Consider the following 25,594-nt stretch of genomic DNA (forward strand, 5'->3'; position numbering starts at 1 on the left):
AAGATGTTTTATGAAATTAAAGGAGATGTTGTAAATGGCAGAACCATCATGTATAAGAGACAGTAATGGCGATAAGAGGTTAGGCTGGAAGGTTGAATTGACTTCACCAGCCCCTTCAGCTACTCAATCTAATACTTTTAGTTATAGATTAACCAATATTGATGATACAAATGATTTAAATAGTGTAGAGATATGCCTGTGTTCTTCACTGAGTCTTCAAGAATTAAGAGATTTGCTAGAAGATTGTAGTGCTATTGTCACATATGACGATGGTAGTACAAGAGAAGCGCAATGTGATGTTCAAAGTTCACAAGATATTGTTGACTGTAGTGTAGGATTAAGAGTAAGGGGCATACCTGCAGCAGGACAAAGGGGCCAAACTCAAATTAATATAACAATGACTTTCACTGAACCTCTCCAAGTATCACCTGTTAGAGTTGGAATTAGAGGACGTGGTCAAGGTGCACCTAGAGAAGAATGGGAAGATATATGTGGACCTGGTTGTCCAGTAATACCGCCACCACCACCAAGTCGTAAGATAATGCTATAAATTAAAATAATACTCCCACTTGTACGAGTGGGAGTATTAAAACTTCTAGAAGGTATGCATTAGATTACAAATATAATTGTCATTTTTAATAATAATAGCTATATGAACTATAGAAATATATAAATATTAGCACTAACAAGAGTATTGTTTATAACGGATTCGACTGGGGTCAGAAAGTTGTATAGTTAATCTAAATATAAAAAGAAAAGCGGATAAAAATAAAAAGCTTTATTTACTAAGAAAATATCTGAAAGAAAGTGATAATATCATGAAAGAAGCATCTAATTCTATCAATAATATATTAAAGAAATTAAAAGACAAGAAAGAGTGGACAGTATTAGTCTATGGTAATGGAAACAATGAATTAGAGCCAGAAATTTATGAAGTATTTTCTAAAATTAATGATGAAGTGGTAAATGAAAGTATTAGAGTCATTACCCAACTAGCCAGAGCACCACAAAGTCTGGTAAAGCTACTAAGACCTACTTTATTAAGAAGTAATCTAGATAGCTGGCATGGTGTGAAAAGGTATGAAACTACATTAGAAGGTACTACGATAGTAGAGGATTTAGGAAACAGAAATATGGCAGATCCTTATACTTTATATGAATTTATAACGTGGGGTATTACCAACTATCCATCTAATAATGTAATGCTTATATTATCAGGTCATGGTGCAGGATTTGCTGGTATGATGACTGATTTAGCTAATGATCATCCATTTATAATGTCTATGAATGGTATATGTAGTGCTATTTACAATAGTAAGCAAAAGACTAATAAGAATATAGATTGCATACTGTTAGATGCATGCTATATGAATATGATAGAAATATGGTATGAACTTGCATTAATCTCCAATAGTCCTGTCGACTATATTTTAGTGCCATCTAAAAATGTGCCAATTGAGGGATTACCATATCATTTAGTAATTAGATATCTACAAGAAGAATGTAACAATAAAAAGAAATATTAGAAATATTAACAAATACAACTCAAAGCTTTAACTTAGAAGATAAAAGCAATAAATTACTATTGGTGAATCTGAATAAAAGTAAATTTACCAGTCTAAAAGATTCTATAGATAGATTCTCCTATGCGCATATATATAAGGACAAAAAACTCATAGAGAAGATAAGAGGAAGAATGTTAGAGCCTGCTGTGAATATTTTATATCTAGAGAAAATTTTCAATAAAGATAATAATAAATATGAAATAAAAGAAGAATTTGAAAATATAATAGAGTCTAATGAAATATCTAAGTATACTCAAGAAATAGAGAACGGTCCAAGTGTTTACCTACCTAAAAATAATATACAATATGATCCAGTAAAAAGTTATTATCGTAATATGAGATTTCTAGAAAACAATAGATGGCTAAATATAATAGAGAATGAGTATACAAAAGATTATTATGAAAATCTAGAGAGAGATAATTTTTACGACAAACTCCCTACACCTAGACCCATTCCCATAGTAAATGTTATATCTGTAATACTAGAACAAAATCCAAATCTTAGTCAAAGTGAAGCATATGAAATTATACTTGAACTAGGATGGCGAACATAGTAACAATTTGAATTGTACAACCATATAATATAATGAATAGAATGAATTATATTCGCTAAAATCCTAGTAATTTATTTATATTGTATTATATAGAGGGAGAGGATTATAAATGGCATATATGTTAAATTCAAAAGTTATATGTGATATACCAGGTTCTCTAGATTGTCAACAAATTGATACTGGTGAAATAGAAATAAGAAGTGTTAATGATATAGTAATCCATGGTAGAGTTGTAGACTGTCAAGGAGATGGAATAGAAGGTGCAGTAGTTAAAATATTCCGTAGACGTGATAATGGCACACTAAGAGCTATTGACCATACTTTCAGTGGTTGTGAAGGATTTTATATGATAAACATACCAAGGGATGGAAATGATCCAATAGTAGTTATGACTTCTGCTTCAACTTGTAATGCACCAGAACAATGCTCTGGGGAACAGTGTGACTTAGAATGTAACGGATCAGGTGAGGACAAAGGAAAATGTAGAAGTAGTAAAAGAGCATATAAATAGTTAGATAAAAAAGCTTTGTAGAAACTATATTACAAGGCTTTTTAAAATAAAATTATAATAAAAAAAATATTGACAAGAATAAATATGAATAATAGTATTACTCACATAGAGTTACTTTTAGGAGGATTGTAATTGAGAAATATAAAATTAACTATAAAATATGATGGATCTAGATACAAAGGATGGCAAAGGCAAGAAAATACTGATATGACAGTGCAGGAAAAAATAGAGAACGTACTTAAAAGAATTACAAACGAAAACATAGAAATAATAGGATCAGGAAGAACTGATGCAGGTGTTCATGCTATAGGACAAGTAGCAAATTTTAAAACTGAAAGTGATATGTCTTTAAAAGAGATTAAAAAGTATTTTAGTATATATCTACCTGATGACATAGTAATTGATAGAGTGGAAGAGGTAGAGGAAAGATTTCACTCAAGATATAATGCTATATCTAAAAAGTACTTATATAAAATATGGAATGGGGACAACTTAGACCCTTTTTCAAGAAAATATTCAGTTCATATAGAACAATCATTAAACTTAGAAAAGATGAGAAAAGGTGCTGGCTATTTAATAGGAGAACATGATTTCACAAGCTTTACGACAGATAAGTCTAAGAAGAAATCTAAAGTAAGAACCATATACTCTATAGATATAACTAAAAATGATAAATCAGTGGAAATCTTGTTTCATGGAAATGGATTTTTATATAACATGGTAAGAATAATAGTAGCAACACTCATAGATGTGGGACTAGAGAAGTCAAAGCCTGAGAATGTATTAAAAATATTAGAAGGAAAAAATAGAGCATTAGCAGGAGATACAGCCGTAGCAAAAGGATTATATCTACTGGAAGTAGAATATAAAAATTCTAAAAATGAATAATTAACACAATATAGACAAACACTAAGTTTACTTACTATACTTAAATGAGGTGTTAATATGTTAAGTTCATTATTACTAAGAATATTAGATCCTGTAGCAGATGATATTACAAGAACGTTACTAACAGAGGATTATGCTAATAATCCATATGTATTAGTAACAGCTGCCCAAAAACTTACCATGAAAGCATTAATAGAAACCACTATGAGAGCAGAGACGGGTAAAGTACTAGGGTTACCTTATGGAAGCAATATAAATCTTTCACCATGGGAGAAAATCTTATTAAATCCCAGACAATTATTTGAACTTCCAACTGAAAGCTTAAAAGATATAAATATGAATGTAACTATTGGTAAAAATGCTAAAAAACCATTGAATCTAGATATACCTATAATGGTAACAGGTATGTCTTATGGGGGTTCACTGAGTCTTAAAATGAAGATGGCTATAGCAAAGGGTACAGCTATGGCAGGTACGTCTACTAACACGGGCGAATCAGCAGTTTCACAAGAAGTTAGAAAAAGTGCAAAGTATTTGATAGGACAATATAATCGTGGTGGACTTATGACAAGTGATGAAATGTTAAGTCAACTGGATGCTATAGAAGTACAATTAGGTCAAGGTGCATGGGGTGGAGCAGTAGAGTCAACTAAATACTCAGATAAGATAGATGAACACCTAAGAGGAGTATGGAACTTAAAAGAGGGCGAAGATAGCACTATATACTCTAGAATGCCACAACCACCAGTAAACTCAACCCAAGACATAATAAAGTTAGTCAATAAGTTAAAACAAGACTATGACGTACCAATAGGAATAAAGATAGCTGGAACAGATTTCATAGAAAATGAATTAACAGTTATATCTAATACTAATGCTGACTTTATAGTAATAGATGGTTCTGAAGGTGGAACAGCAGTAGCTCCACCAACACTTGCAGATAATGTGGGATTGCCAACATTACATACACTTAGCAGAACTATAACTTGGCTTGAGAAACATAATCTAAAGGATAAGTTTGATGTAATAGTAGCGGGTGGATTAGCTACACCTGGACATTTCCTTAAAGCATTAGCATTAGGAGCAAATGCAGTATATATAGGCTCTACAGCAGTATTTGCAGTAGTTCAAGCTCAATCTACAAAGGTTACACCAGAGTCACCACCTACACAATTAGCCTTACATGATGGAAAATATGCGGATAAATTAGATGTAGATTTAGGAGCAAATCATCTTAAGAATTTTTTAAATTCATGTGTAGAGGAAATGAAGCTAGCACTACAAGCTACAGGAAAAAGACATGTAAATGAACTAACTAAAGAAGATCTAGTTACTGTAGATAAAGATGTAGCGGAATTTTTACAAATAAGATATGCAGGAACTGCAAGATAATTATGAATCACAAAAATAGTTGGTGTATAATATATTATACACCAACTATTTTTTTTGAATATCAAATGAAAAAATAAAAACTGACAAACTATGTCTATTTATAGTACAATATAGTGGTTAATTAAAACTTAATAAAAGCGGAGTGATAGAATGAAAATTTATATAGTAAAAAGCTATGAAGAGTTAAGTAAAAAGTCAGCTAATATAGTTGCAAGTCAAGTAATATTAAAGCCTAACAGTGTATTAGGATTAGCTACAGGAAGTACACCAGAAGGACTATATAAAGAACTTATAAAGCTTTATAACAAAGAAGTTGTGGACTTTAAAGATGTGAATACATTTAATTTAGATGAATACTACGGTATACATAGACACAATCCTCAAAGTTACTATTACTATATGAGAAATAATCTTCTAGATCATATTAATATAGAGAAAAATAATATAAATATACCTCATGGATTAGCTGAGGATGTAGAGGCTCACTGCATGGAATATGAAGAGTCTATTAAAAAATTAGGGGGAATAGACCTACAAATACTTGGTATAGGAAGAAATGGACATGTAGGATTCAATGAACCTGGAGATGACTTTAAAGCAAAAACACACTTAGTGGAACTACAAGAAGAAACAATAAAAGATAATTCAAGATTCTTTGAAAAACCAGAAGAGGTTCCAACTAAAGCTATAAGTATGGGAATAAAAACTATAATGAGTGCACGAAAAATACTTTTAATAGCTAATGGAGAAGGAAAAGCAAAAGCTATTTATGACACTATTAAAGGACCTATAACTCCTAAAGTTCCAGCATCAATATTACAGCTTCATAAAGATGTAACTGTAATAATAGATGAAGCAGCAGGAAAACTATTATAAGCTGAGTTTTCTTAACAGTAAGACAAAAGAACTATAAGATACTTATAATATAATTATTACTATAAAAGTTCGGAACTAAACCGTGGGGGCAGAGATGCTTGATATGATGAATTTAATTTTTTCAAAAGAATTATTAGAATTATTAGGGTCAATGTTTTTAGAAGGAAGTTCCTTACCCTTTCCTGGAATTATTGTTGTATTAGCTTTTGGTCATGTTTTGCAACCTACTTTTAAGTATTCTATTTTTATAGCCTTTCTAATGTCAATAACATATACATTAGCAAGCTTTATACCATACTTTATAGGAAGAAAACTAGGAGTAGGTATTCTTTCTATATTTGATAGAAGGGTTAAAGTAAAGGCTGCTATAGAAAAGTGTAAAGGTTTAGTGAATAAATATGGCACGATAACCATAGCTATGTCTAGACCCTTTGGATGGGGAAATCAAATATCTTATATAGCCGGAATTAGCAAAATAAATCCTATAATATACGGTATATTTACGTTTTGCGGTATATATCCTTGGTCACTTATTATGATTAACTTAGGAAGAATATATAAAGGTGATAAAAGTATAGTGTTCAATATTTTAAAAAATACTCGATATATTTATATGCAGTTGTAGGTATAAGTATAGTCATTTACATGTTAGTAGCTTATATAAGATATAGAAACCGATATTGCAAATAATTACTATATATATTAGAATATATGCAGATGATAAAAAACTAAAAGGAGTGAAAGCAATGATATTATACGTTACTATTTTAGAAACTATAGATGCAGAAAAAGACAATGAAGTATTAGAAGAACATATAGCTTTCTTAAATCAAAAATTAGAAGAAGGAACTTTAGTAGCAAAAGGACCTTTCACAGACCATACAGGTGGGCTTATGATTTACAAAGCTAACTCTATCGATGAAGCAAGAAAGATCATAGAAACTGATCCAGCTGTAAGAGATAATACAAGAAAAATATCACTACTTAAAGAATGGAAAAGTACACTAGAAGTTTAATAGAAAATAAAATCCTCAGGGAAATTTACCTTGGGGGTTTTTATTTGACTATTTTTATTTACTATAGGGATTAGGTGATATGATTTGAACAACAAATTTTTAGATGGGTTTAAGAAGTCCACTCCTATAATAATGGGATACTTTCCAGTATCATTTACATATGGAATAATGGCTTCAAATGGAGGGTTAGATCCACTAATAGCATTAACAATAGCATTAACAAACTTTACGTCAGCAGGACAGTTTATAGGAACCAATGTTATTATTTCAAATGGAACTTTTTTAGAAGTAGGAATAGCAACATTTGTGGTAAATATAAGATATGCACTTATGTCATTATCTCTTTCACAGAGAATAGTAAAGATGCCACTTTATAAAAAAATGATAATGTCTTTTGGAATAACAGATGAGATATTTGCTGTTGCAGCACTTGAAAAAGAAAAAGTAAGCTTTTCATATATGATGGGGTTAACACTCATGCCGTACTTATCTTGGGCTATTGGAACTATTACAGGAGCATACTTTTCAACTCTTTTACCAGAGAAACTTCAAAATGCCATGGGTATAGCATTATATGGTATGTTTTTAGCTTTAGTAGTGCCAGAGGCTAGAAAAAGTAAAAAGGTATTAAGTGTAGTTGTTGTATCTATAGCAATAAGTATAGCATTTAGATATATATCATTCTTAAAAGTTATTTCTGGGGGCTGGGTAATTATAATTGCTACGATAATAGCTTCTACATTCGGTGCAATAATTTTACCACAGGAGGATGGAAATGAATAGAACTTTCACATATATACTTATTATGGCTATAGTTACATATATACCTAGAGTGCTTCCAATAGCTCTTATGACAAGAGAAATTAAGTCCAAGTTTATAAAATCATTTTTATATTATATTCCTTTTGCAGTATTAGCATCTATGACTTTTCCAGCTATAATTTATTCAACAGGAAACATATATACAGGAATAATAGGAACTATAGTAGGAATCATATTAGCATATTTTAATAAAAGCCTTATACAGGTAGCAATCATCAGTGTAGTTGCAGTTTATATATCAAGCTTTTTAAATTAACTTATAAAAAGTGTTATCAAACAAGCCAGTTATGTATATAATGTTTATTACAGTGTAAGTTAAAAAGCTGTTTTTTGATGGCAACTATTTTAACTTATATTCAGAAAATATGACAAATATCTCGGAAAACGTTTGTCATAAAGAAAAATATATGTTACAATGATGTTGCAATGAAATTTAACAATGTCTTATAGGCAGAATCAACCTCTTACGTGGAATAGTTAATTCTGACAGATGTTGTTTACCAAGAATGACAAATTACAAATAAATGACAATAGTTTGTGAAAATTCATTCAATTTTACATAAACGGGTCTCTAATAGGCATCTAAGGTTAATCTTGGACACTAAAAAATACTATTGGAGGGATTTTAGATGAGTAAAAACACATCAGTATTTGATGTAGATGGAAAACCGTCTATAGGCACGTCGTTGCCACTAGCAATTCAGCACTTATTAGCTATGATTATAGGTAACATTACTCCATGTATCGTAGTAGCTAACCTTAATCTACCAGACATGGGAGGACCATTAAGCGGAGCAGATACTACTTTACTTATTCAAAGTGGTCTGCTTATAGCAGGATTAGCAACATTAATTCAATTATATCCAGTTTGGAAATTTGGGGCTAGACTTCCTATGATAATGGGTGTAAGTTTTGGATATATTCCTACACTAATTTCTATAGGTAGCGCATACGGAATAGCAGCAATGTTTGGAGCACAACTTGTAGGTGGTATAACAGCTATACTAGTTGGTATGTTCATAAAACCACTTAGAAAGTATTTCCCACCAGTTGTTGCAGGAACAGTTGTTTTAACTATAGGTCTATCATTATATACAGTAGCTTTAGGCTATGTAGGTGGAGGAAACCCATCAAAAGGAAACTTAGCTTTAATAGAACAAATTCAAACTGAAGTTAAAGATAGTACTTTAACAGATGAGCTTAAAACAAATATTATGAAAAACAGTTTTATAAAATCGGATGTTAAAGAATTAGTTTCAGAAAGTAAAGAAATGACTCCAGAAATTCAAGATAAATTAGAAGGATCAGTACCTTACCTTCAAAAAACATCATTCGGTTCAGTACAAAACTGGATATTAGCAGCAGTAACTCTTTTAGTAGTTCTTGTATGTAACCAATTTGGTAAAGGATACTTTAAGCTTGCTAATATACTTATAGGTATACTAGCAGGATATGCAGTAGCTTTAGCAATGGGTATGGTAAGTTTTGAAACAGTTACAAATGCAAGTCGGATAGCTTTACCTAAATTCAGACCATTCGGTATGGCTTTTCCAATACCAGCTGTAATTTCAATGGTTATTATATATATAGTTAACTCAATCCAAGCAGTTGGAGACTTCACAGGAACAACTATGGGAGGTATGGGTAGACAGGTTACTGATGATGAATTATCAGGTGGTATAATGGGAAGTGGACTATCAAGTGCTGTTTCATCATTCTTTGGAGGACTTCCAATAGCAACTTATAGTCAAAACGTTGGTATAGTTGCAACTACTAAAGTTGTAAGTAGATTTGTATTTGCAGTAGCAGCTATATTCATGTTAGTAGCAGGACTTATACCTAAATTTGGTGGTCTTATGACTACTATACCTCAAGCAGTACTTGGAGGAGCTACAATAACAGTATTTGGTTCAATCACTATGACAGGTATAAAAGTTATAATAGAAGATGAACTTTCGTTAAGAAATACTACTATAGTAGGTCTAGCAATAGCAATAGGAATGGGTATTTCATTAGTCCCTGAATCACTATCACAGTTCCCAGACTGGGTTAAAATCGTATTTGGTGGTTCTGCAGTTACTATAGCAACTATTATAGCATTCGTTTTAAATATAGTATTACCTCAAAAATCATTAGCAGATGAGCAAGCAGAGCGTGATGCATTAGAAGCAAGTAAAAAATCAGCAAAATAATAATTTATTTAAGTATATATGAGGAAGGTATGTGTCGTTTAAAATTGACACATACCTTTTTTAATAATAATTAAGAGGAATAAGTTGTATCATATCAAATTATATAGTATGAGGTTAAAGATAATGAATGACTGGAGTTGAGAATATGCAGAAGATAAAAGTGATTCATACGGGGGATATACACTTAGGGCTAGAATTTAAGAATACGAATTTTGACCCTAATTTTTCAAGACAAAGAAGACTAGAAATATGGAATACGTTTGAAAAGATACTAGATAGATGTGATGAAAAAGAAATAGACTTATTACTTATAGCTGGTGATTTATTTGAAGAAGATTACTTTACAATTGGGGATATAAAAAGGATAGAGAGCAGATTTAGAACATTAAAGATGACTAAAGTAGTAATAGTTACTGGAAATCATGACCCTATAAATAAAGGTTCGTTATATAACTTAGTAGAATGGCCTAACAATGTATATATAATAAAAGAGAATTCTTATACAAAAATAGAATTAGAAGACATAAATATCACAGTATGGGGATTAAGTTGGGATAAAAAAGAAGAAAAAAGAAATTTATTAGAAGATATCCACATAGATAATACTGAAAATATAAATATACTATTAGCCCATGGAGATATATATAATAAAAATTCAAACTATATGCCTATAGATTTATATAATATTAAAAAAGTTAAATTCAACTATGTGGCATTGGGACATATACATAAGCATGAATTTATAGACGACAAAATTGCTTATTGTGGAAGTCCAGAAGCTTTAGACTTTGGAGAAACTGGTAGTCATGGCATAATTGAAGGCGAAATAAGTACAAGAGAAACTAGAATGACTTTCGTTCCTTTTAGTGAAAGACAATTTGTACAAAAAGAAATTACTTTAAATGAAAATATGAACTATCAGGATATTATAAACAGTATAGTATATAGCGAATCAGAAGAAGAAAGATTTAAAAACTTATATAAACTAAATATAAGTGGAGTTATAGATAAAGACTTGTCTATAAATGAAGATGTAATAAATGAAATAAAGAGTATGTTCACACATATAGAAATAATAGATAATACTGTACCAGACTATGATATAGAAACGATATATAAAGAAAATGAAAATAACATAATAGGATACTTTATAAGAGAGATGAAAGGAAAAGATCTAGAAAATAAGGTGATAAGAAGGGCACTATACTTAGGATTAGAATCACTATTAAGTGAGAAGGTGAAGCTATGATAATAAAAGGGCTTATATTATCTTCATTTGGAAAATTTAAAGGGAAGAAATTAGTACTAGACGAAGGTCTAAATGTAGTATATGGTGAAAATGAAGCAGGAAAAACCACTATACACAAATTTATAGAGGGAATGTTCTTTGGTTTTTTCAAACCTTACTCTAAAAGAAGAACATATACTGAAGAATATAACAAATACTTTCCAATGGATCAGAATGAATACTATGGAATCCTAAAATATAAATATAATGAAAAAACATATAGAATAGAAAGAAATTTCACTAAGGAAAATAGCGATTTAAAAGTCTTTGATGATGAAACAGGAGAAGATCTAACTCATATGTTTGAATACGATAGTGTATCTAGACTACACAATCCAGCATCTATACATATGAACCTAAATAGAATAGTATTTAAAAATACTATAAGTGTAGGTCAGTTGGATAGTAAGACAGACAAAGAACTAGTAAAAGAAGTAAAGGATAGTCTGATAAATCTTGGAGGTAGTTTAGATGAAGATATATCAGTAAAGAAAGTACTAGAAAAGCTAGAAAAACAGATAAATGATATAGGAACAGAGAAAAGAGTAAAGACTTCTCCATATGGAAAAATAGCAGATGAAATAGCTATTTTAGAGAATGAAAAGAGGAGCGCACTGTTAACTTTGAATGAAATAGATAAGTTTTTAGATGAACTCAGTATTATTAAAATAGATATGGAATCTAATATAAATAAAAAAAATGAATTAAAAGAAGAACTCAAGAAGTTAGGAAGAGAAGAACGATATAGAAACTATATAGATATAAAAAAACTTTTACAAGAAATTGATGAACTAGAAAGAGAAACTAGTCTGCTTTCAAAATATAATGAAATATCAACAGAAGACTATACTGAAATTATAAAATTAAACAGCTCTATAGAATCATTAAAAGAAAGAAGAGAATCTTTAGTAAATAAAGAAAGAGCACTGCAAAAAGAAATAAATTTATTAAATGGTAGATTTGGAGAATTGTCAGAAAAGGCTATAGACAATAATATAAAACTTGATTTATATACTTATGAAGAAATAGAAAGAGAACTAAAAGACTTAAAAGAAAATAATAAAACAACCGACTTAACGAATTATAAAGAAGAGTTAAAATGTGTAGAAATAGAAAAGAAAAAGTTAAAAGGTCTTAAGATAGCTTCTTTAGTAATATTGGTGGCAGTATTAGCACTAGGAATAATAAACTGGAAGATATCAATGATAGGAATTTTATTTATACTATTAACTATATATTGTTTTAAAAAAGAAAAAGAGCTAGATTTAAAAGCAGCAAATACTAATAGATGTATAATGGATATAGAGACTAAAGAAAAAGAAGTGAATACTAGAATTGAAAATGCAGAGTCAGAGATGACATCTATACTCCGTAAATATAATACTAGCTCAAAGATAGACTTAAAAATGAAAATTGATGAATATGATAATGACTATGAACTAAGATATAAATATAATGAGGTTAAAAAGCAAAAAGAAGAATTAAAAGTAGAAATAGCAGAAATAAATGATATTTATGAAGGAACAGAGGAAAATAGAGATTATATTTTAGGGAAAAACAAATTAAAAGATATACAAGAGTTTAAAGATGCATTAGAAAAAAGAAATGAATATAAAAATTTAATAACTATATTAGATAGTAAAATGCTTATATTAAAAAATATGAAAGAAAATAAAGACATAAATGAGTTAGAAAAGGAATTTAGAAACTTTGACATTGAAGAAACTAGTATAAATAAAATAACATTAAGAGAAAAAGAAGATATAAATAAAGAAATAAGTATATTAGAAGAAGATATTGAAGAAAAAAAAGATAAAAGTGCTAGATTAGAAGAAAAAATAAAAAATTTACAGCAAAGTGCAAGAAACATCTTATATATAGAAGAAGATATTAATAAAAAGGAAAACGAAAAGCAGAAATATGAAGAAGAGTTAACGGCATTAAACTTGGCAAAGGATACTATAAATAAAGTATCTGTAAATATCCAAAGAGATTTCTCTCCAAAATTAAATAATATAGTATCTAATATATTAAGCTCAATAACTAATGATAAATATAAAGATGTAAAGATAGATGAAAATTTAAATATAAAAGTAGTAGATACTAACGATAAACTTGTAAGTATTGAAAATCTAAGTGGTGGAACAATAGAACAAATCTATCTTTCGATTAGACTAGGAATAAATGATGTTATAAATGGGGACGAAAAGTTACCATTAATACTAGATGATTCATTTATACAATATGATGAAACTAGACTTACGAATATATTGAATTTTTTATATAGAGAAAGCCAAACTAGACAAATTATAATATTTACATGCCAAAAAAGAGAAAAAGAAGTTATAGATAGATTAAAAATAAAGCATTCATTTATAGAAATATAGGCTTTAAAACTGGAGGTAACAAAATGTCAGTATATGCAATATCAGATCTGCACTTGGATTTTTCGAAAGAAAAGCCAATGGATGTGTTTGGTGAGAATTGGATTAAACATGAAGAAAAGATATTTGAAAGTTGGAAAAGTAAAGTTAAAGAAGATGATTTAGTACTTATATGTGGAGATATATCCTGGGGACTAAAGTTAGAAGAAGCATATAAAGACTTATTAAGAATAGATAATCTGCCTGGCAAGAAGATTATAAGTAAGGGAAATCATGATTTATGGTGGCAAACTAAAGCTAAGTTAAAAGAGCTTGAATTAAAATCTATATATTTTCTTCAAAATGATAATTATCAATATGAAAATATAGCGATATGTGGTACTAGAGGATGGGCATCTAAAGATAGTGATGAATTCAGTGAACATGATGAGAAAATATTTGCCAGAGAAGTTAATAGATTAGATATTTCACTCAGAACTGTGGAAAAAGGTGTTGATAAGAAGATAGTTATGATACATTATCCACCGTTTAATTTTAAAGATAGTTCACCTAATGAATTTGTAGATGTAATGAAAAAGTATAATACAGATATATGTATTTATGGACATTTACATGGCGAAGGGCATAAGTTTGTAGTAGAAGGTGAAATAGAAGGTATAAACTTTTACTGCACATCTAGTGATCATTTAAATTTTGATTTAAAAAAGATAATTTGAAATTATATGATATAATATAAAGAAAGGGGTGTTTATCTTGTCGATTGATATAACAGAAGGAATTGTATGGTTATCAATAGCAGTAGCATGTGGTATAGTTGAGGCTATAACATTAGGAATAACGAGTATATGGTTCGTATTCGGAGCATTGGCAGCATGGCTATTAGCCGAAATTAACGCTCCTCTTCCGCTACAAATACTAACTTTTTTAGTGGTATCTAGCATTTTACTATACTTTACTAAGCCATTGCTAAAAAATAAATTAAAAGTAGGCAAAGAAAAGACTAATACAGATTTACTAATAGGCGAAATTGGAGTAGTTATAAAGAACATAGACATGATGAGACAAGAAGGTCAAGTAAACGTAAAAGGTCAAATCTGGTCTGCTAAAACTAAAGATGAAGAAATTATAAGAGCAAATGAAAAAGTAGAAATTCTAGGAATAGAAGGAGTAAAATTAGTGGTAAAGAAAATAAATAAGGAGGAGATTTAAATGGAAGGACTATTAACTTTTTTATTAATTTTTTTAATCGTCATCATTGTTGTATCTAGAAATATCAGAATAGTACCACAAGCCACAGCATACGTTATTGAAAGATTAGGTGCGTATCAAGGAACATGGGATGTTGGACTTCATGTGAAAATTCCACTAATAGACAGAGTGGCTAATAAAGTTTCATTAAAAGAACAAGTTGTGGATTTTCCACCGCAACCAGTTATAACTAAAGACAACGTAACTATGAAGATAGATACAGTAGTATACTACCAAATAACAGACTCAAAGCTTTACACTTATGGGGTAGAGCAACCTATATCAGCTATAGAAAATATAACAGCTACAACACTTAGAAATATAATAGGGGATTTGGAGCTAGACGAAACACTTACATCAAGAGATACTATAAATACTAAAATGAGAAGTATACTAGACATTGCTACAGATCCTTGGGGCATTAAAGTAAATAGGGTAGAACTTAAAAATATAATACCACCTTCAGAAATTCAAGATGCAATGGAAAGACAGATGAAGGCAGAGAGAGAAAGAAGAGAATCTATATTAAGAGCAGAAGGAGAAAAGAAATCTTCAATACTAGTTTCAGAAGGTAGAAAAGAATCTGCTATATTAGAAGCTGAGGCTGAAAAAGAGTCAGCAATTCTTAGAGCAGAAGCTAAAAAAGAAGCAACTATAAGAGAAGCAGAAGGTCAGGCTGAAGCTATTTTAAAAGTACAACAAGCAACAGCAGAAGGTCTTAGAATGTTAAATGAAGCAAAACCAACTAAAGAAGTTATATCATTAAAAAGTTTAGAGGCATTCGAAAAGGCTGCAGATGGAAAAGCAACTAAGATTATAATACCATCTGAGATACAAGGGTTAGCAGGGCTTGCTACTTCACTTAGTGAGATTGTGAAAGAGGAAAAAGAAGAAAGTGTAGTAGAAGAAAGTAAAAAGGATAAAAAACAATAAATTTATAAATATATGATGTAATTAAGAAAATGCCCTATAAGATATACAATATAAAATAGTATATTTTATGGGGTATTTATATGTATATTGTCAATAAAAGAAGAATTTTGACTATAATAATTGTGTTTAGAATACTTTTCCAATATAATTAGAATTATAGATGCACTAATATATAGAGGTGATTTAATGGCTAGAATATTAATTGTAGAAGATGAAAGTATAATTGCAAAAGGATTAGCAAGAATTATAGAAAGTATCGATGATGAACTGGAGGTAGATATAACAGGTTATGCTGAAGAAGCTCTAAAGTACACTAAGATAAATGAATACGATGCATTTTTAATAGATATTCAGCTTAAAGATTACTCAGGATTTGAACTATCTAAGGAAATAAGAAATATAGACATATATAAAATGACCCCTATTATATTTATTACTGCAATTCCATCAAGAGAACTTATGGCTTTTAAAGAAATACATTGTTATGACTATATAGTAAAACCTTTTTCAGAAGAACAAGTAAGAGCAGCACTAGAAACAGTAATTAATTATGGAATTAGGAATGAAGATAAAAAAGAGAGCCTTAAGTTAGATCAAGGTGGATATTCTTACATTGTGGAGCAAGATGAAATCGTCTATGTTGAAGCTAAGAATAGAAAACTAGTAATTACAACTATTAATGAAACTATAGATATATCTGGGTATACATTGTACAAGCTCATAGAAGAATTAACAGATGATTTTATACAGTGCCATAGAGGATATATAGTTAATGTAAATTATATTACAAAAGTAGATACGGCAAACAATCTTATAGATCTTAAGCATACAGACCTACCAATACCTATAGGAAGAAAATATAAAGATTGTCTGAGAGGTAAAATAAATGAGTATAATTGATGGAATTATATTTTCAATACTAGATAATATAGAATATGTAATTATCTCCCATAAATTAATAAGTGGAGATAAAAAAATTAAACTTAAAACGAAAAAACCCTAATTATATAGTGTAGTTATATTAATACAAGCAATAATGATGGGGACTTCAAGTGAATATCTAATAAGCGTATATAGTCAAAGGATATTATCAGCAACTTTGTTGATATGTATGACATTTTTATTATATAGAAGAAAGCTAAAAGAAACTATATACATATATGTTATTACAACAATAATTATGATGTTAATTCAGTTTGGTGTTTTTGTAACATTCAATCATTTAGGAAAAGATTTAATGCTTAATTTTAAAGATGGAATGACTGCTCATTCTATGATATTGCCGTTAAGTATCATGGTCAAAAAGTACATACCGATTGATGTCATGTTTAATTACATAAACAAAAAAATAAAATATTTGACTGTTTAGTATTAAATGCATTCATTATGCTAATATCTTTATTAGCATACTGGTATATAGATATTGATGGTATTTTTGAAAATGTAGCTGCTATAACTATTATTCTTATATTTATTGTTGTAGTTAATTTTATAATTATAAAGAATGGGCTAAAGAATAAGCTAGAAGAGGAAAAACTTAAAACTTATGAAGGATACCTACCTTCTGTAGATAAAACTGTAAAGAAACTTAGAAAAAACAACATGAGTGTGACAATCATATTCAAAAGTTAAGAATGCTTGCACTCACAAATCAAGAAAATGAGAAGATAGAAGAAAGTAGTGATGATTAATTTTTAATATAATTTAATGAATCATTAAGGTAAAAATATAAGGGAGTATACGAGATTAAATAAATGGGACTAATAGAATCTATTATAATGAGTACACTTGATGTCTTAGAATACATAATTATATCAAGTAAATTAATACAAAAAGATAATATATGTAATCATAAAAATAGTAAAGTAATACTGGGTATATATATTCTAGGATTTGCTTTAGCTATATCATTCTTTGCTAAATACATAGCTGGAAAGTATAGTATAGTTACGTCAGGAATCTTACTTGTAACTATGACTTTTTTTGTATACAGAAGAAAAATAAAAGAGACTATATATACATATATAATTACTATGATAGTAATTATATCAATACAATTTTCTTCGATAGTATTACTTAGAATCTTTATAGTAGACCTAGATTATAGTTTTACAAGTGGAATTTTCGTTCATATTGTTACATTGTTTTTGACTAGTATTATATACATGTATGTACCTATTGACATGATATTTAAATATGTAAATAGAGATAATAAAGTTTTTAAATTATTAGTGCTAAATATGTTCATTATATCTATTTCAATATTACTATACTGGTATGTAGATGTTAATGGAGTATTCCAAAATATAGCCTTTTTAGCAGCTATTTGTTCAGTGATATTTGTTATAAACCTTATATTGTTGAAGAATGGACTTAAAAATGACATAGGGGAACAAAAACTCAAATCTTATGAAGGATATTTACCAGTCGTTGATAAAGACCTTAGAAAGAAACAACATCAGTGTGATAACTACATTCAAAAGTTAAGAATGCTTATAATTACAAGTGAAGAGAAAGGAAAAATTATCGATATTGATGCTATAAATAAAAAAGATATAAAAGAGGAAAATAAAGAAATTGAGAATTAATAAACTAACAATTATATGATATAATTAGAAAAATGCCCCTTAATATGATATTTTTATAATATCATATTAAGGGGCATTTACGTTTACATGATATAAAAAATTTTATATTGCTATCTTGATTGCATTTTTAGCCTTTCTTAAATATAATTAGAATCATGATAGATAATTTTGTCTAAATAAAAGTTCAAGAATTTTTGTAAGAAAAAATGAAAAAAATTATAAAAAAGGAGAAACTATGGGATTAATAGAGTTAATTGTAATGGCTATGTTTGATGTAGTTCAATACATTATTTTATCAGGTAAACTAGTACATGATAGGGATGTATATACTTCTAAATTAAATAGACTGTTACTTTGTATATGTTTTTTAGGATTTTCACTATCTATAGGATTTTCTTCATACCTTTTAGATGGCAAATATAATATCTTTGTTTCAGGACCTTTGCTTATGTTTATGACTTTTTTAATATATAGAAGGAAGATAAGGGACACAATTTACGTATATGGAATTACTTCGATAATGATGATAATAATTCAATTATCCGTTCCAGTTTTACTTAGAATGGTTAGCGTAGAGCTAGAATTTAACTTTAAATCTGGTCTTCTTGCTCAAACTGTTACGTTGTTTTTAGCTATCATTATAGCTTTATATGTACCAGTTAACTCTATGTTTAAATATGTAATCAAAGGGAATAAAGTCTTCAAGTTTTTAGGATTAAATGTATTTATCATATTAGTATCACTATTGATGTACTGGTATATAGATATAGATACTATACTAAAAAATATAGCTATAGTATCTATTGTTCTTATATGGACTATCCTAGTCAATTTTATAATATTAAAGAATAGTCTTAAAAATGAAATAAAAGAACACAATCTCAAAGCTTATGAGTCATACTTACCAGCTATAGATGAATTAATAAAGGATGTTAGAAAGAAGCAACATGAATGTGACAATCATATTCAAAAGTTAAGAATGCTTGCAATCACAGGTGAGGAGAATGAAGAAATTATCGACAGTGATATTATAAAGAAAGAAGATATGAAAAGAAATTCAATAGAGTAAGATAAAAAGTTGATGAGAAATAAATTAAGAAGTATATAGCGGACTAGACGACTACCATTAATATAAGTCAGAAATATATACTAACTCTACAGATTTGATTTAGTATTCTAAATACTAGACTTATAGAATAAAAGGTTTACTACAGCTGAATATTCTAGAAAACTTTATCTGAGTGGCGCTTTAAGGTTTCTACCAAGATGAAAGTAAAAAGTTTTATCAAAGGGTGAAGTTATGGGATTATTAGAATTAATTATAATGGCTATGTTTGATGTAGCTGAATACACAATTGTATCATATAAACTAATATATGATGATATGCATAGTTATAAATTAAATAAATTATTGCTTGGCTTATATTTTATTGGGTTTTCGCTAGCTATAGGATTTTCTTCGTATCTTTTAAACGGTAAATATAATATATTTGCATCATGTCCGTTAATTATTATTATGTTTTTCTTTATATATAGAAGAAAAATAAAAGAGATAATATATTTATATGGAATTTCTACTGTAATGATGATTATTATTCAATTTGCCTCTATAATTCTATTTAGAATTTTTAGCGTCGAGATTGGGTTTAATTTTAAATCTGGACTTCTTGCTCATACAGTTACATTACTCATAATTTTTACTATAGTTTTATATGTACCTATTAACTCTATATTTAGATATGTAAGAGAAGGTAACAGGGTCTTTAAACTTTTAGTATTAAATATTTTTATTATAATAGTGTCATTATTATTCTATTGGTATGTAGATATTGATAGTATATTAAAAAATGTAGCCATAGTAGCCATCATTCTTGTTTGGACTATTTTAGTTAATTTTATAATATTAAGGAATGGATATAAAAATCAAGTAGAGGGTGAGAAGCTTAAGGCCTATGAGGGATACTTACCAACTATAAATGAACTCATAAAAAATCTTAGAAAAAAACAACATGAGTGTGATAATAACATACAAGTATTAAGAATGACAATAACTGAAAATGAAGATTATAAAAAGTCTGATTATAGTGAAGCTAAAAAAGAAAATGGAAAATTTAAGTAGTAATAAGCTAAAGTATAAATAATAAAATTAGAATTATTTATCTAATATTGAGAGCATAAAAAGTCTATTTTTAAAAGTATTTGTTCATATTTGACATAAAAAGAACCTTTTTATCGAGATATTAATTGCATTTATAATGTTTTTTAAATATAATTAGAACTGCAAGTGCTATAAGATATAGAGGTGATTTAATGGCTAAGGTACTAGTCGTAGAAGATGAGAGCATAGTAGCAAAAGGATTAGCAACTATTGTTAGAAGTATTGATGATACATTAGAGGTCAATATAACTGGATATGCTGAAGAGGCTTTAAAGTACGCGAATATGGAGTATTATGATATGTTTTTACTAGATATTCAACTTAAAGACTATTCGGGGCTTGAATTAGCTAAAGAGATAAGGAACATAGATATCTATAAAATGACCCCTATTATATTTATTACTGCAATTCCTACAAATGAGATTATGGCTTTTAAGGAAATACACTGTTATGATTATATAATAAAACCTTTTAGAGAAGAACAAGTAAGAACAGCATTAGAAACTGTAATCAATTATGGAATTAAGAATGAAGATAAAAAAGAATATCTTAGACTAGATCAAGGAAGGTATTCTTATAGTATAGATCAAAATGAAATTATTTATGTCGAAAGTAAAAGCAGAAAGTTAATAATTACAACTATTAATGAAGCTTTTAAAATATCTACGTACACACTATATAAGCTTTTAGATGAGTTATCAGAAAGTTTTATTCAGTGCCATAAGAGCTATATAATTAACATGAATTATATTGAAAAGATAGATACAGTAGATAATTTAGTAACGCTTAAAGATATAGAAACATCAATACCAATAGGAAGAAAATATAAGGATAGCTTGAGAGGGAAGACACAATGTCAATAATTGAATCAATTATAATGACAATGCTTGATGCGATAGAGTATATAATTATATCAGGTAAGTTAATAAGTGGTAACAAGGTATATGACCTTGAAAAAGGGAAAATACTGTTCTATATTAAAAATATTTTAGTATTATCAATCATAGTGGGAATATTGGGTGAATTTCTACCCGGTAAATATAGTATGGTGGTAATATCAGTGATATCAACGGTACTTATTACATTTGTACTTTATAGGAAAAAATAAAAGAAACTATTTATATATATTTGATTAGTATGATAATTTTTTTACTGATTCAATTTGTAGTCTTAATAACTTTAAATCATTTAGGCATAGAATTAGATAATAGTTTTAATGATGGACTTACAGCACATACTATTATATTGCCAATAACTATTGCTATAAGTAGACTTTTACCAATTAATATAGTGTTTAATTATGTCAATAAAGATAATAGAGTATTTAAGTATTTGTCCCTAAACATATTTATTATACTAATATCTTTACTTGCATATTGGTATATAGACGTTAATGGAGTCTTGAAAAATATCATTGCTATAGCTGTTGTGCTGACATGGGTTATTTTAGTAAACTTTGTGTTACTGAAGAATGGACTTAAAAATGAGTTGGAAGAACAGCAATTAAGGATTTATGAAGAGTACTTGCCAGTTATTGATGAACTTATAAGTGAAATCAGAAAAAGACAGCATGAATTCGATAATCATATACAGGCACTAAAGATGATTACAGTAACAAGTGAAGATTATGAAAGTGTTATCGGATCTATGAAACATTACATGAGAGATTTAGAAGTTACTAATGACTTAAAAGATTTAATTAAAATTGATAATAAAATATTAGCTGGATTTTTATATAATAAAATTAAAAATGCTGAGAAACTGGACATTCAATTTGATATTATAATACAAGACTATGAATTTAATACTGGTCTAAAAGATTATGAGGTAGTTGAAGTTATGGGGAATTTAATTAATAATGCATTTGAAACTAACATAGAAAATAACTCTGTTATACTTATAATATCAAAAGAAAAAGATATGAATGTTATTGAAATTAGAAATAAACATCCATATCTAAAAAAAGAAAATCTAGATAAAATTTTTAGTAAAGGATTTTCTACTAAATCCTCTACTGGAAGAGGATATGGCTTGTACAATGTAAAGAAAATAGTTGAAAAATATAATGGGAAAATTGAGATATTAAACAAATCATATCGTGATGAAAATTATGTTGTTTTTAAGGTGCTATTTGTTAGAAAATGAGTTTTTTAATAGATCAGGATACTCTGGCTCACCCCATAAACCAAGACAATTTACGTAAGTAGTTATTAAAGGTACCATTAAAATTAAAAAGCTACATATAGTTCTTAAAATTTTTTTAAACATTGGGTTTAAACTTTTCATAAACAATGCCTCCTTTTGCTATCAATATTTGAATACACTGTAAAGACATAGCCCATATAGCATTAATAAAATATGAATTATTACTTTTAAAAAAGTACATTAAAAAATGAATAAGGATAAATGATATACCTGTTATTTTAAATTGCATCCTCTTCGCATAAGAATAATCAGGTCTAGATTTTCCACACACTGGAGCCATAGTTATAGTTATAAGTATAGATAATATAAATAAAATAGTTACTATTGAATGATTAAGAGCAATGTTATTCTTTAAGAATATAGATATGCAAAAGAAAAAGGCAGAGAATATTAAGCATCCAGTATATGTTTTTAAATGTAATCCTCCTGTAAATATCCTTATTGATAATAAAGATAAGAAAGAATAAATAAAATCTTTTCTGTATCCTAATACTGAGAATAAAAAAAACAGTATTAGAAGTTTAGATAGATTACCGGTTATAAGTTGCAATGAATATTTTAACTTAGCACTGTCAAGTTCAGAAAGATTAAACTCATTTTCGCAGTATTTATGAAATTTATCTACAATAATCACTAAAATCACCCATTATCTATTGTATTTTTATTATCAATATACCATAGAATATAGGGTTATAAACACAAACGGGATGAACGACACGTTTAGACGTATGAATGACATGTATGAACGACATGTTTAGATGTATGAACGACAAAAAATAAAAAATAAAATGTTATTCATACTGTTTTAAATGCTGTTTGTCCAAATGTATTGTAAAAATAGTCACTAAAGTGTTAAAGTACTAATTGAGGGGATGAATATTTAATCTTTCAAGTTAAGTAATATTTGTTACTTACATGAAAACGTCAAGGGGATATTGGGAATTTAAGAACATTATAAAAAGCGTAGAGTATTGGGGAAGTAAATTTTACGCTTTTTATAATGTTTTATTTTATTTTATTAAAAAAGTGTTGACACAAATAATATAGCTGTATATAATGATAAGAAATAAAGTTGTTAAGTAATTAAAATCTATGAAACAGAGAGAGTAAATATGGATGTTTAGTCGAAGCGAGTCTAGGGTGGTGAAAGCTAGATACTGTAGTCTATATTGAATGGGTCTGTGAGATGGTGTGTGAATTATAGTAGCATTACCCGGAGGTCTACCGTTAACAAGACAGGGTATCGATATGTATCTGTACCTGATAGAGATAAGTTTGTACTTAGGTGGCATAACGAATGTATAGCATTTCGTCCTAAAAAAGGGTGAAGTGCTTTTTTTTATAGAAATATGCTATTTAAATACAAATAAAATATGGGTGGCACCACGAGTCACTTCGTCCCATGAACTATGGACGAAGTGGCTCTTTTTGTATATCCAATTATCTGATTATCAGAAGCTTGTCGATTCCTAAAATCATATAAAATTAAATTTGATTTGGGGGGAATTATAATGATTAATTTATCGAGAGATCAGTTTGAAGGTTTAAAAGCAAGTGGAAAGGTGTTCCCGGTAATAGTTGACTACAGTGGAGATCAGACAACGCCTATAAATATCTTTTACAACTTAGACGGAAAATACAAATTTTTATTAGAAAGTGCTGGGACTGGTGAAAAACAGGGGAGATATTCATTTTTAGGTCAGGATCCTATAACTACTATAAAAAGTGATAAAACAAACATAATTGTAAGTAGTTCAGACGGTGAAAAAAGTAACCAAGGAAATATACTAAACTTTATAAAAGATTATTTAAAAGTAGATTATGAAGACTGTAATTCAGAAATTCCTTTTGTAGGTGGTTTAGTAGGATATATAGGTTATGACGTTATAAGACAAATAGAAGATATAGATGATAACAATTCAAGAGAAATAAATGTTCCAGAGACTTATTTGCTAAAGTACAAAATAGTTATATGCTACGATCATCTTAAAAGAAATATTTCTATAATATACAATGTTTATCCTGAAGATAGTAAAAATTATGAAGAAATATTAAGAGGGATAGAAGAGACTTATGAAAATATAACAAAGTTACAGGAAGCAAGAAAGTTAGAAATAGTAGGCAAAGAGAAGTCGTTTAAATCTAACTTTACTAAAAAGGAGTTTTGTAGTGCAGTAGATAAAGTAAGGGATTATATAAAAAGTGGGGAAGCATCTCAAATAGTAATTTCACAAAGATTTACTATAGATTCAAACTCAGAACCATTTGATGTTTATAGAAGACTTAGAAGTTTAAATCCATCACCATATTTATTCTATATAGATTATGAAGATTTTCAAGTTGTTGGAGCTTCACCAGAGAGCTTAGTAAGTTTAAGTGGAGATAAAGTTATTACAAATCCAATAGCAGGTACCAGAAAAAGAGGGAAAACAAGAGAAGAAGATATAGCATTAAGAGAAGAACTTATAAATGATCCTAAAGAAAAGTCAGAGCACGACATGTTAGTAGAGCTTGGAAAAGAAGACTTAGCTACAGTAAGTAAAGAAGGAAGCATAGAAGTAGAAAGATATATGGAAATAGAAAACTATTCACATGTAATGCACTTAGTAGCAACTGTATCTGGAAAGCTAAAAGAAGGGTTAGATTCAGTAGATGCATTTAAATCATGTTTTCCAGCTGGAACAGTATCTGGATCGCCTAGAAGAAGATCAATGGAAATAATAGAGGAACTTGAAAATGTTAAAAGAGAAATATATTCAGGAGCAGTAGGATACTTTTCTCTAAATGGAGATATGGACTTCTGTATAGGAATAAGAAGTATAGTATTTAAAGACAACAAGGCATATATACAAGCGGGGGCAGGCATAGTACTAGACTCTAAGCCAGAAAATGAGTATGAAGAGACTATAAATAAAGCTAAAGCTTTAATAGAAGTTATATAAATAAAGAATTATTTACTCAGTGAAAGGTAGAA

At 28.7% G+C, this 25,594-nt stretch carries 28 protein-coding genes and 1 other annotated feature; of the genes, 26 read left to right on the plus strand and 2 right to left on the minus strand.

The genetic code is table 11. The features are described from left to right. The first annotated feature begins 34 nt into the window (after positions 1 to 34). The 25 genes from CURI_RS03270 to CURI_RS03395 all read left to right on the plus strand — a co-directional run bounded on the left by CURI_RS03270 (position 35) and on the right by CURI_RS03395 (position 22,560). Entirely contained in the window at positions 35 to 550 is a 516-nt protein-coding gene (locus CURI_RS03270) for a hypothetical protein (protein ID WP_014966858.1), read from the plus strand. Positions 551 to 818: 268 nt separating this feature from the next. Further along, positions 819 to 1,526, plus strand: a complete 708-nt coding sequence (locus CURI_RS03275; RefSeq protein WP_014966859.1) for a clostripain-related cysteine peptidase — start codon at positions 819 to 821, stop codon at positions 1,524 to 1,526. Between the two features lie 170 nt (positions 1,527 to 1,696). Beyond that, positions 1,697 to 2,119, plus strand: coding sequence for a hypothetical protein (locus CURI_RS03280; protein ID WP_041701485.1), 423 nt, complete (start codon positions 1,697 to 1,699; stop codon positions 2,117 to 2,119). 109 nt (positions 2,120 to 2,228) lie between these two features. Then, positions 2,229 to 2,630, plus strand: coding sequence for a hypothetical protein (locus tag CURI_RS03285; RefSeq protein WP_014966861.1), 402 nt, complete (start codon positions 2,229 to 2,231; stop codon positions 2,628 to 2,630). Positions 2,631 to 2,762: 132 nt separating this feature from the next. Then, a complete protein-coding gene (gene truA / locus CURI_RS03290) occupies positions 2,763 to 3,518 on the plus strand; it encodes a tRNA pseudouridine(38-40) synthase TruA (protein ID WP_014966862.1) in 756 nt (251 codons plus the stop codon). A gap of 57 nt (positions 3,519 to 3,575) precedes the next feature. After that, positions 3,576 to 4,910: an FMN-binding glutamate synthase family protein gene (locus tag CURI_RS03295; RefSeq protein ID WP_014966863.1), complete on the plus strand. Its 1,335-nt coding sequence runs from the start codon at positions 3,576 to 3,578 to the stop codon at positions 4,908 to 4,910. Between the two features lie 150 nt (positions 4,911 to 5,060). After that, complete coding sequence (nagB, locus tag CURI_RS03300; RefSeq protein WP_014966864.1) at positions 5,061 to 5,786, plus strand: glucosamine-6-phosphate deaminase; 726 nt, start codon at positions 5,061 to 5,063, stop codon at positions 5,784 to 5,786. Positions 5,787 to 5,880: 94 nt separating this feature from the next. Continuing rightward, positions 5,881 to 6,411: a DedA family protein gene (locus CURI_RS03305; protein WP_051003961.1), complete on the plus strand. Its 531-nt coding sequence runs from the start codon at positions 5,881 to 5,883 to the stop codon at positions 6,409 to 6,411. A gap of 121 nt (positions 6,412 to 6,532) precedes the next feature. After that, the gene (locus CURI_RS03310) at positions 6,533 to 6,802 is read left to right on the plus strand and encodes a YciI family protein (RefSeq protein ID WP_051003962.1); all 270 of its coding nucleotides are present in this window, start codon (positions 6,533 to 6,535) and stop codon (positions 6,800 to 6,802) included. Positions 6,803 to 6,886: 84 nt separating this feature from the next. Next, positions 6,887 to 7,585, plus strand: coding sequence for an AzlC family ABC transporter permease (locus tag CURI_RS03315; protein WP_014966867.1), 699 nt, complete (start codon positions 6,887 to 6,889; stop codon positions 7,583 to 7,585). After that, positions 7,578 to 7,880 carry an AzlD domain-containing protein gene (locus CURI_RS03320; protein ID WP_041701487.1) on the plus strand — a complete coding sequence of 101 codons (303 nt, stop codon included), beginning with the start codon at positions 7,578 to 7,580 and terminating at the stop codon, positions 7,878 to 7,880. Before CURI_RS03315 ends, CURI_RS03320 begins: the two co-directional genes overlap by 8 nt. A 373-nt stretch (positions 7,881 to 8,253) precedes the next feature. Next, positions 8,254 to 9,816, plus strand: a complete 1,563-nt coding sequence (locus tag CURI_RS14925; RefSeq protein WP_014966868.1) for a uracil-xanthine permease family protein — start codon at positions 8,254 to 8,256, stop codon at positions 9,814 to 9,816. A gap of 145 nt (positions 9,817 to 9,961) precedes the next feature. Further along, positions 9,962 to 11,065, plus strand: coding sequence for a metallophosphoesterase family protein (locus CURI_RS03330; protein ID WP_144275994.1), 1,104 nt, complete (start codon positions 9,962 to 9,964; stop codon positions 11,063 to 11,065). Beyond that, positions 11,062 to 13,491 (plus strand): ATP-binding protein, encoded by a 2,430-nt coding sequence (locus CURI_RS03335; RefSeq protein ID WP_014966870.1) that lies wholly within the window; start codon positions 11,062 to 11,064, stop codon positions 13,489 to 13,491. Before CURI_RS03330 ends, CURI_RS03335 begins: the two co-directional genes overlap by 4 nt. A gap of 23 nt (positions 13,492 to 13,514) precedes the next feature. Continuing rightward, the gene (locus CURI_RS03340) at positions 13,515 to 14,204 is read left to right on the plus strand and encodes a metallophosphoesterase (RefSeq protein WP_014966871.1); all 690 of its coding nucleotides are present in this window, start codon (positions 13,515 to 13,517) and stop codon (positions 14,202 to 14,204) included. A gap of 37 nt (positions 14,205 to 14,241) precedes the next feature. Next, entirely contained in the window at positions 14,242 to 14,697 is a 456-nt protein-coding gene (locus tag CURI_RS03345; protein ID WP_014966872.1) for an NfeD family protein, read from the plus strand. Further along, entirely contained in the window at positions 14,698 to 15,669 is a 972-nt protein-coding gene (locus CURI_RS03350; RefSeq protein WP_014966873.1) for an SPFH domain-containing protein, read from the plus strand. A gap of 186 nt (positions 15,670 to 15,855) precedes the next feature. Beyond that, the gene (locus CURI_RS03355; RefSeq protein WP_041701489.1) at positions 15,856 to 16,569 is read left to right on the plus strand and encodes a LytR/AlgR family response regulator transcription factor; all 714 of its coding nucleotides are present in this window, start codon (positions 15,856 to 15,858) and stop codon (positions 16,567 to 16,569) included. Positions 16,570 to 17,055: 486 nt separating this feature from the next. Beyond that, on the plus strand, positions 17,056 to 17,301 hold the full coding sequence (locus CURI_RS03365) for a hypothetical protein (RefSeq protein WP_041701492.1): 246 nt from the start codon (positions 17,056 to 17,058) through the stop codon (positions 17,299 to 17,301). Between the two features lie 122 nt (positions 17,302 to 17,423). Then, positions 17,424 to 18,257 (plus strand): hypothetical protein, encoded by an 834-nt coding sequence (locus CURI_RS03370; RefSeq protein ID WP_014966875.1) that lies wholly within the window; start codon positions 17,424 to 17,426, stop codon positions 18,255 to 18,257. Positions 18,258 to 18,492: 235 nt separating this feature from the next. Beyond that, positions 18,493 to 19,326: a hypothetical protein gene (locus CURI_RS03375; RefSeq protein ID WP_014966876.1), complete on the plus strand. Its 834-nt coding sequence runs from the start codon at positions 18,493 to 18,495 to the stop codon at positions 19,324 to 19,326. 231 nt (positions 19,327 to 19,557) lie between these two features. Beyond that, complete coding sequence (locus CURI_RS03380; protein WP_014966877.1) at positions 19,558 to 20,376, plus strand: hypothetical protein; 819 nt, start codon at positions 19,558 to 19,560, stop codon at positions 20,374 to 20,376. Positions 20,377 to 20,567: 191 nt separating this feature from the next. Beyond that, the gene (locus CURI_RS03385; RefSeq protein ID WP_014966878.1) at positions 20,568 to 21,278 is read left to right on the plus strand and encodes a LytR/AlgR family response regulator transcription factor; all 711 of its coding nucleotides are present in this window, start codon (positions 20,568 to 20,570) and stop codon (positions 21,276 to 21,278) included. Then, on the plus strand, positions 21,269 to 21,523 hold the full coding sequence (locus tag CURI_RS03390) for a hypothetical protein (protein WP_041701494.1): 255 nt from the start codon (positions 21,269 to 21,271) through the stop codon (positions 21,521 to 21,523). Before CURI_RS03385 ends, CURI_RS03390 begins: the two co-directional genes overlap by 10 nt. A 29-nt stretch (positions 21,524 to 21,552) precedes the next feature. Further along, positions 21,553 to 22,560 (plus strand): sensor histidine kinase, encoded by a 1,008-nt coding sequence (locus tag CURI_RS03395; RefSeq protein WP_144275995.1) that lies wholly within the window; start codon positions 21,553 to 21,555, stop codon positions 22,558 to 22,560. Here CURI_RS03395 and CURI_RS15735 read toward each other — a convergent pair. Both CURI_RS15735 and CURI_RS03400 read right to left on the minus strand, forming a co-directional pair. After that, positions 22,543 to 22,701: a hypothetical protein gene (locus tag CURI_RS15735; protein WP_187287416.1), complete on the minus strand. Its 159-nt coding sequence runs from the start codon at positions 22,699 to 22,701 to the stop codon at positions 22,543 to 22,545. The two genes, CURI_RS03395 and CURI_RS15735, sit on opposite strands and share 18 nt — an antisense overlap. Beyond that, positions 22,676 to 23,254 carry an accessory gene regulator B family protein gene (locus CURI_RS03400; protein WP_014966880.1) on the minus strand — a complete coding sequence of 193 codons (579 nt, stop codon included), beginning with the start codon at positions 23,252 to 23,254 and terminating at the stop codon, positions 22,676 to 22,678. The genes CURI_RS15735 and CURI_RS03400 overlap by 26 nt, the downstream gene beginning before the upstream one ends. A 449-nt stretch (positions 23,255 to 23,703) precedes the next feature. Continuing rightward, positions 23,704 to 24,026: a binding site (T-box leader), on the plus strand. A 105-nt stretch (positions 24,027 to 24,131) separates the two neighbouring features. Here CURI_RS03400 and trpE point away from each other — a divergent pair. Beyond that, on the plus strand, positions 24,132 to 25,562 hold the full coding sequence (trpE, locus tag CURI_RS03405; RefSeq protein ID WP_041701495.1) for an anthranilate synthase component I: 1,431 nt from the start codon (positions 24,132 to 24,134) through the stop codon (positions 25,560 to 25,562). Positions 25,563 to 25,594: the final 32 nt, after the last annotated feature.

This window comes from Gottschalkia acidurici 9a (assembly GCF_000299355.1).
GTDB classification, from domain to species: Bacteria; Bacillota; Clostridia; order Tissierellales; family Gottschalkiaceae; genus Gottschalkia; species Gottschalkia acidurici.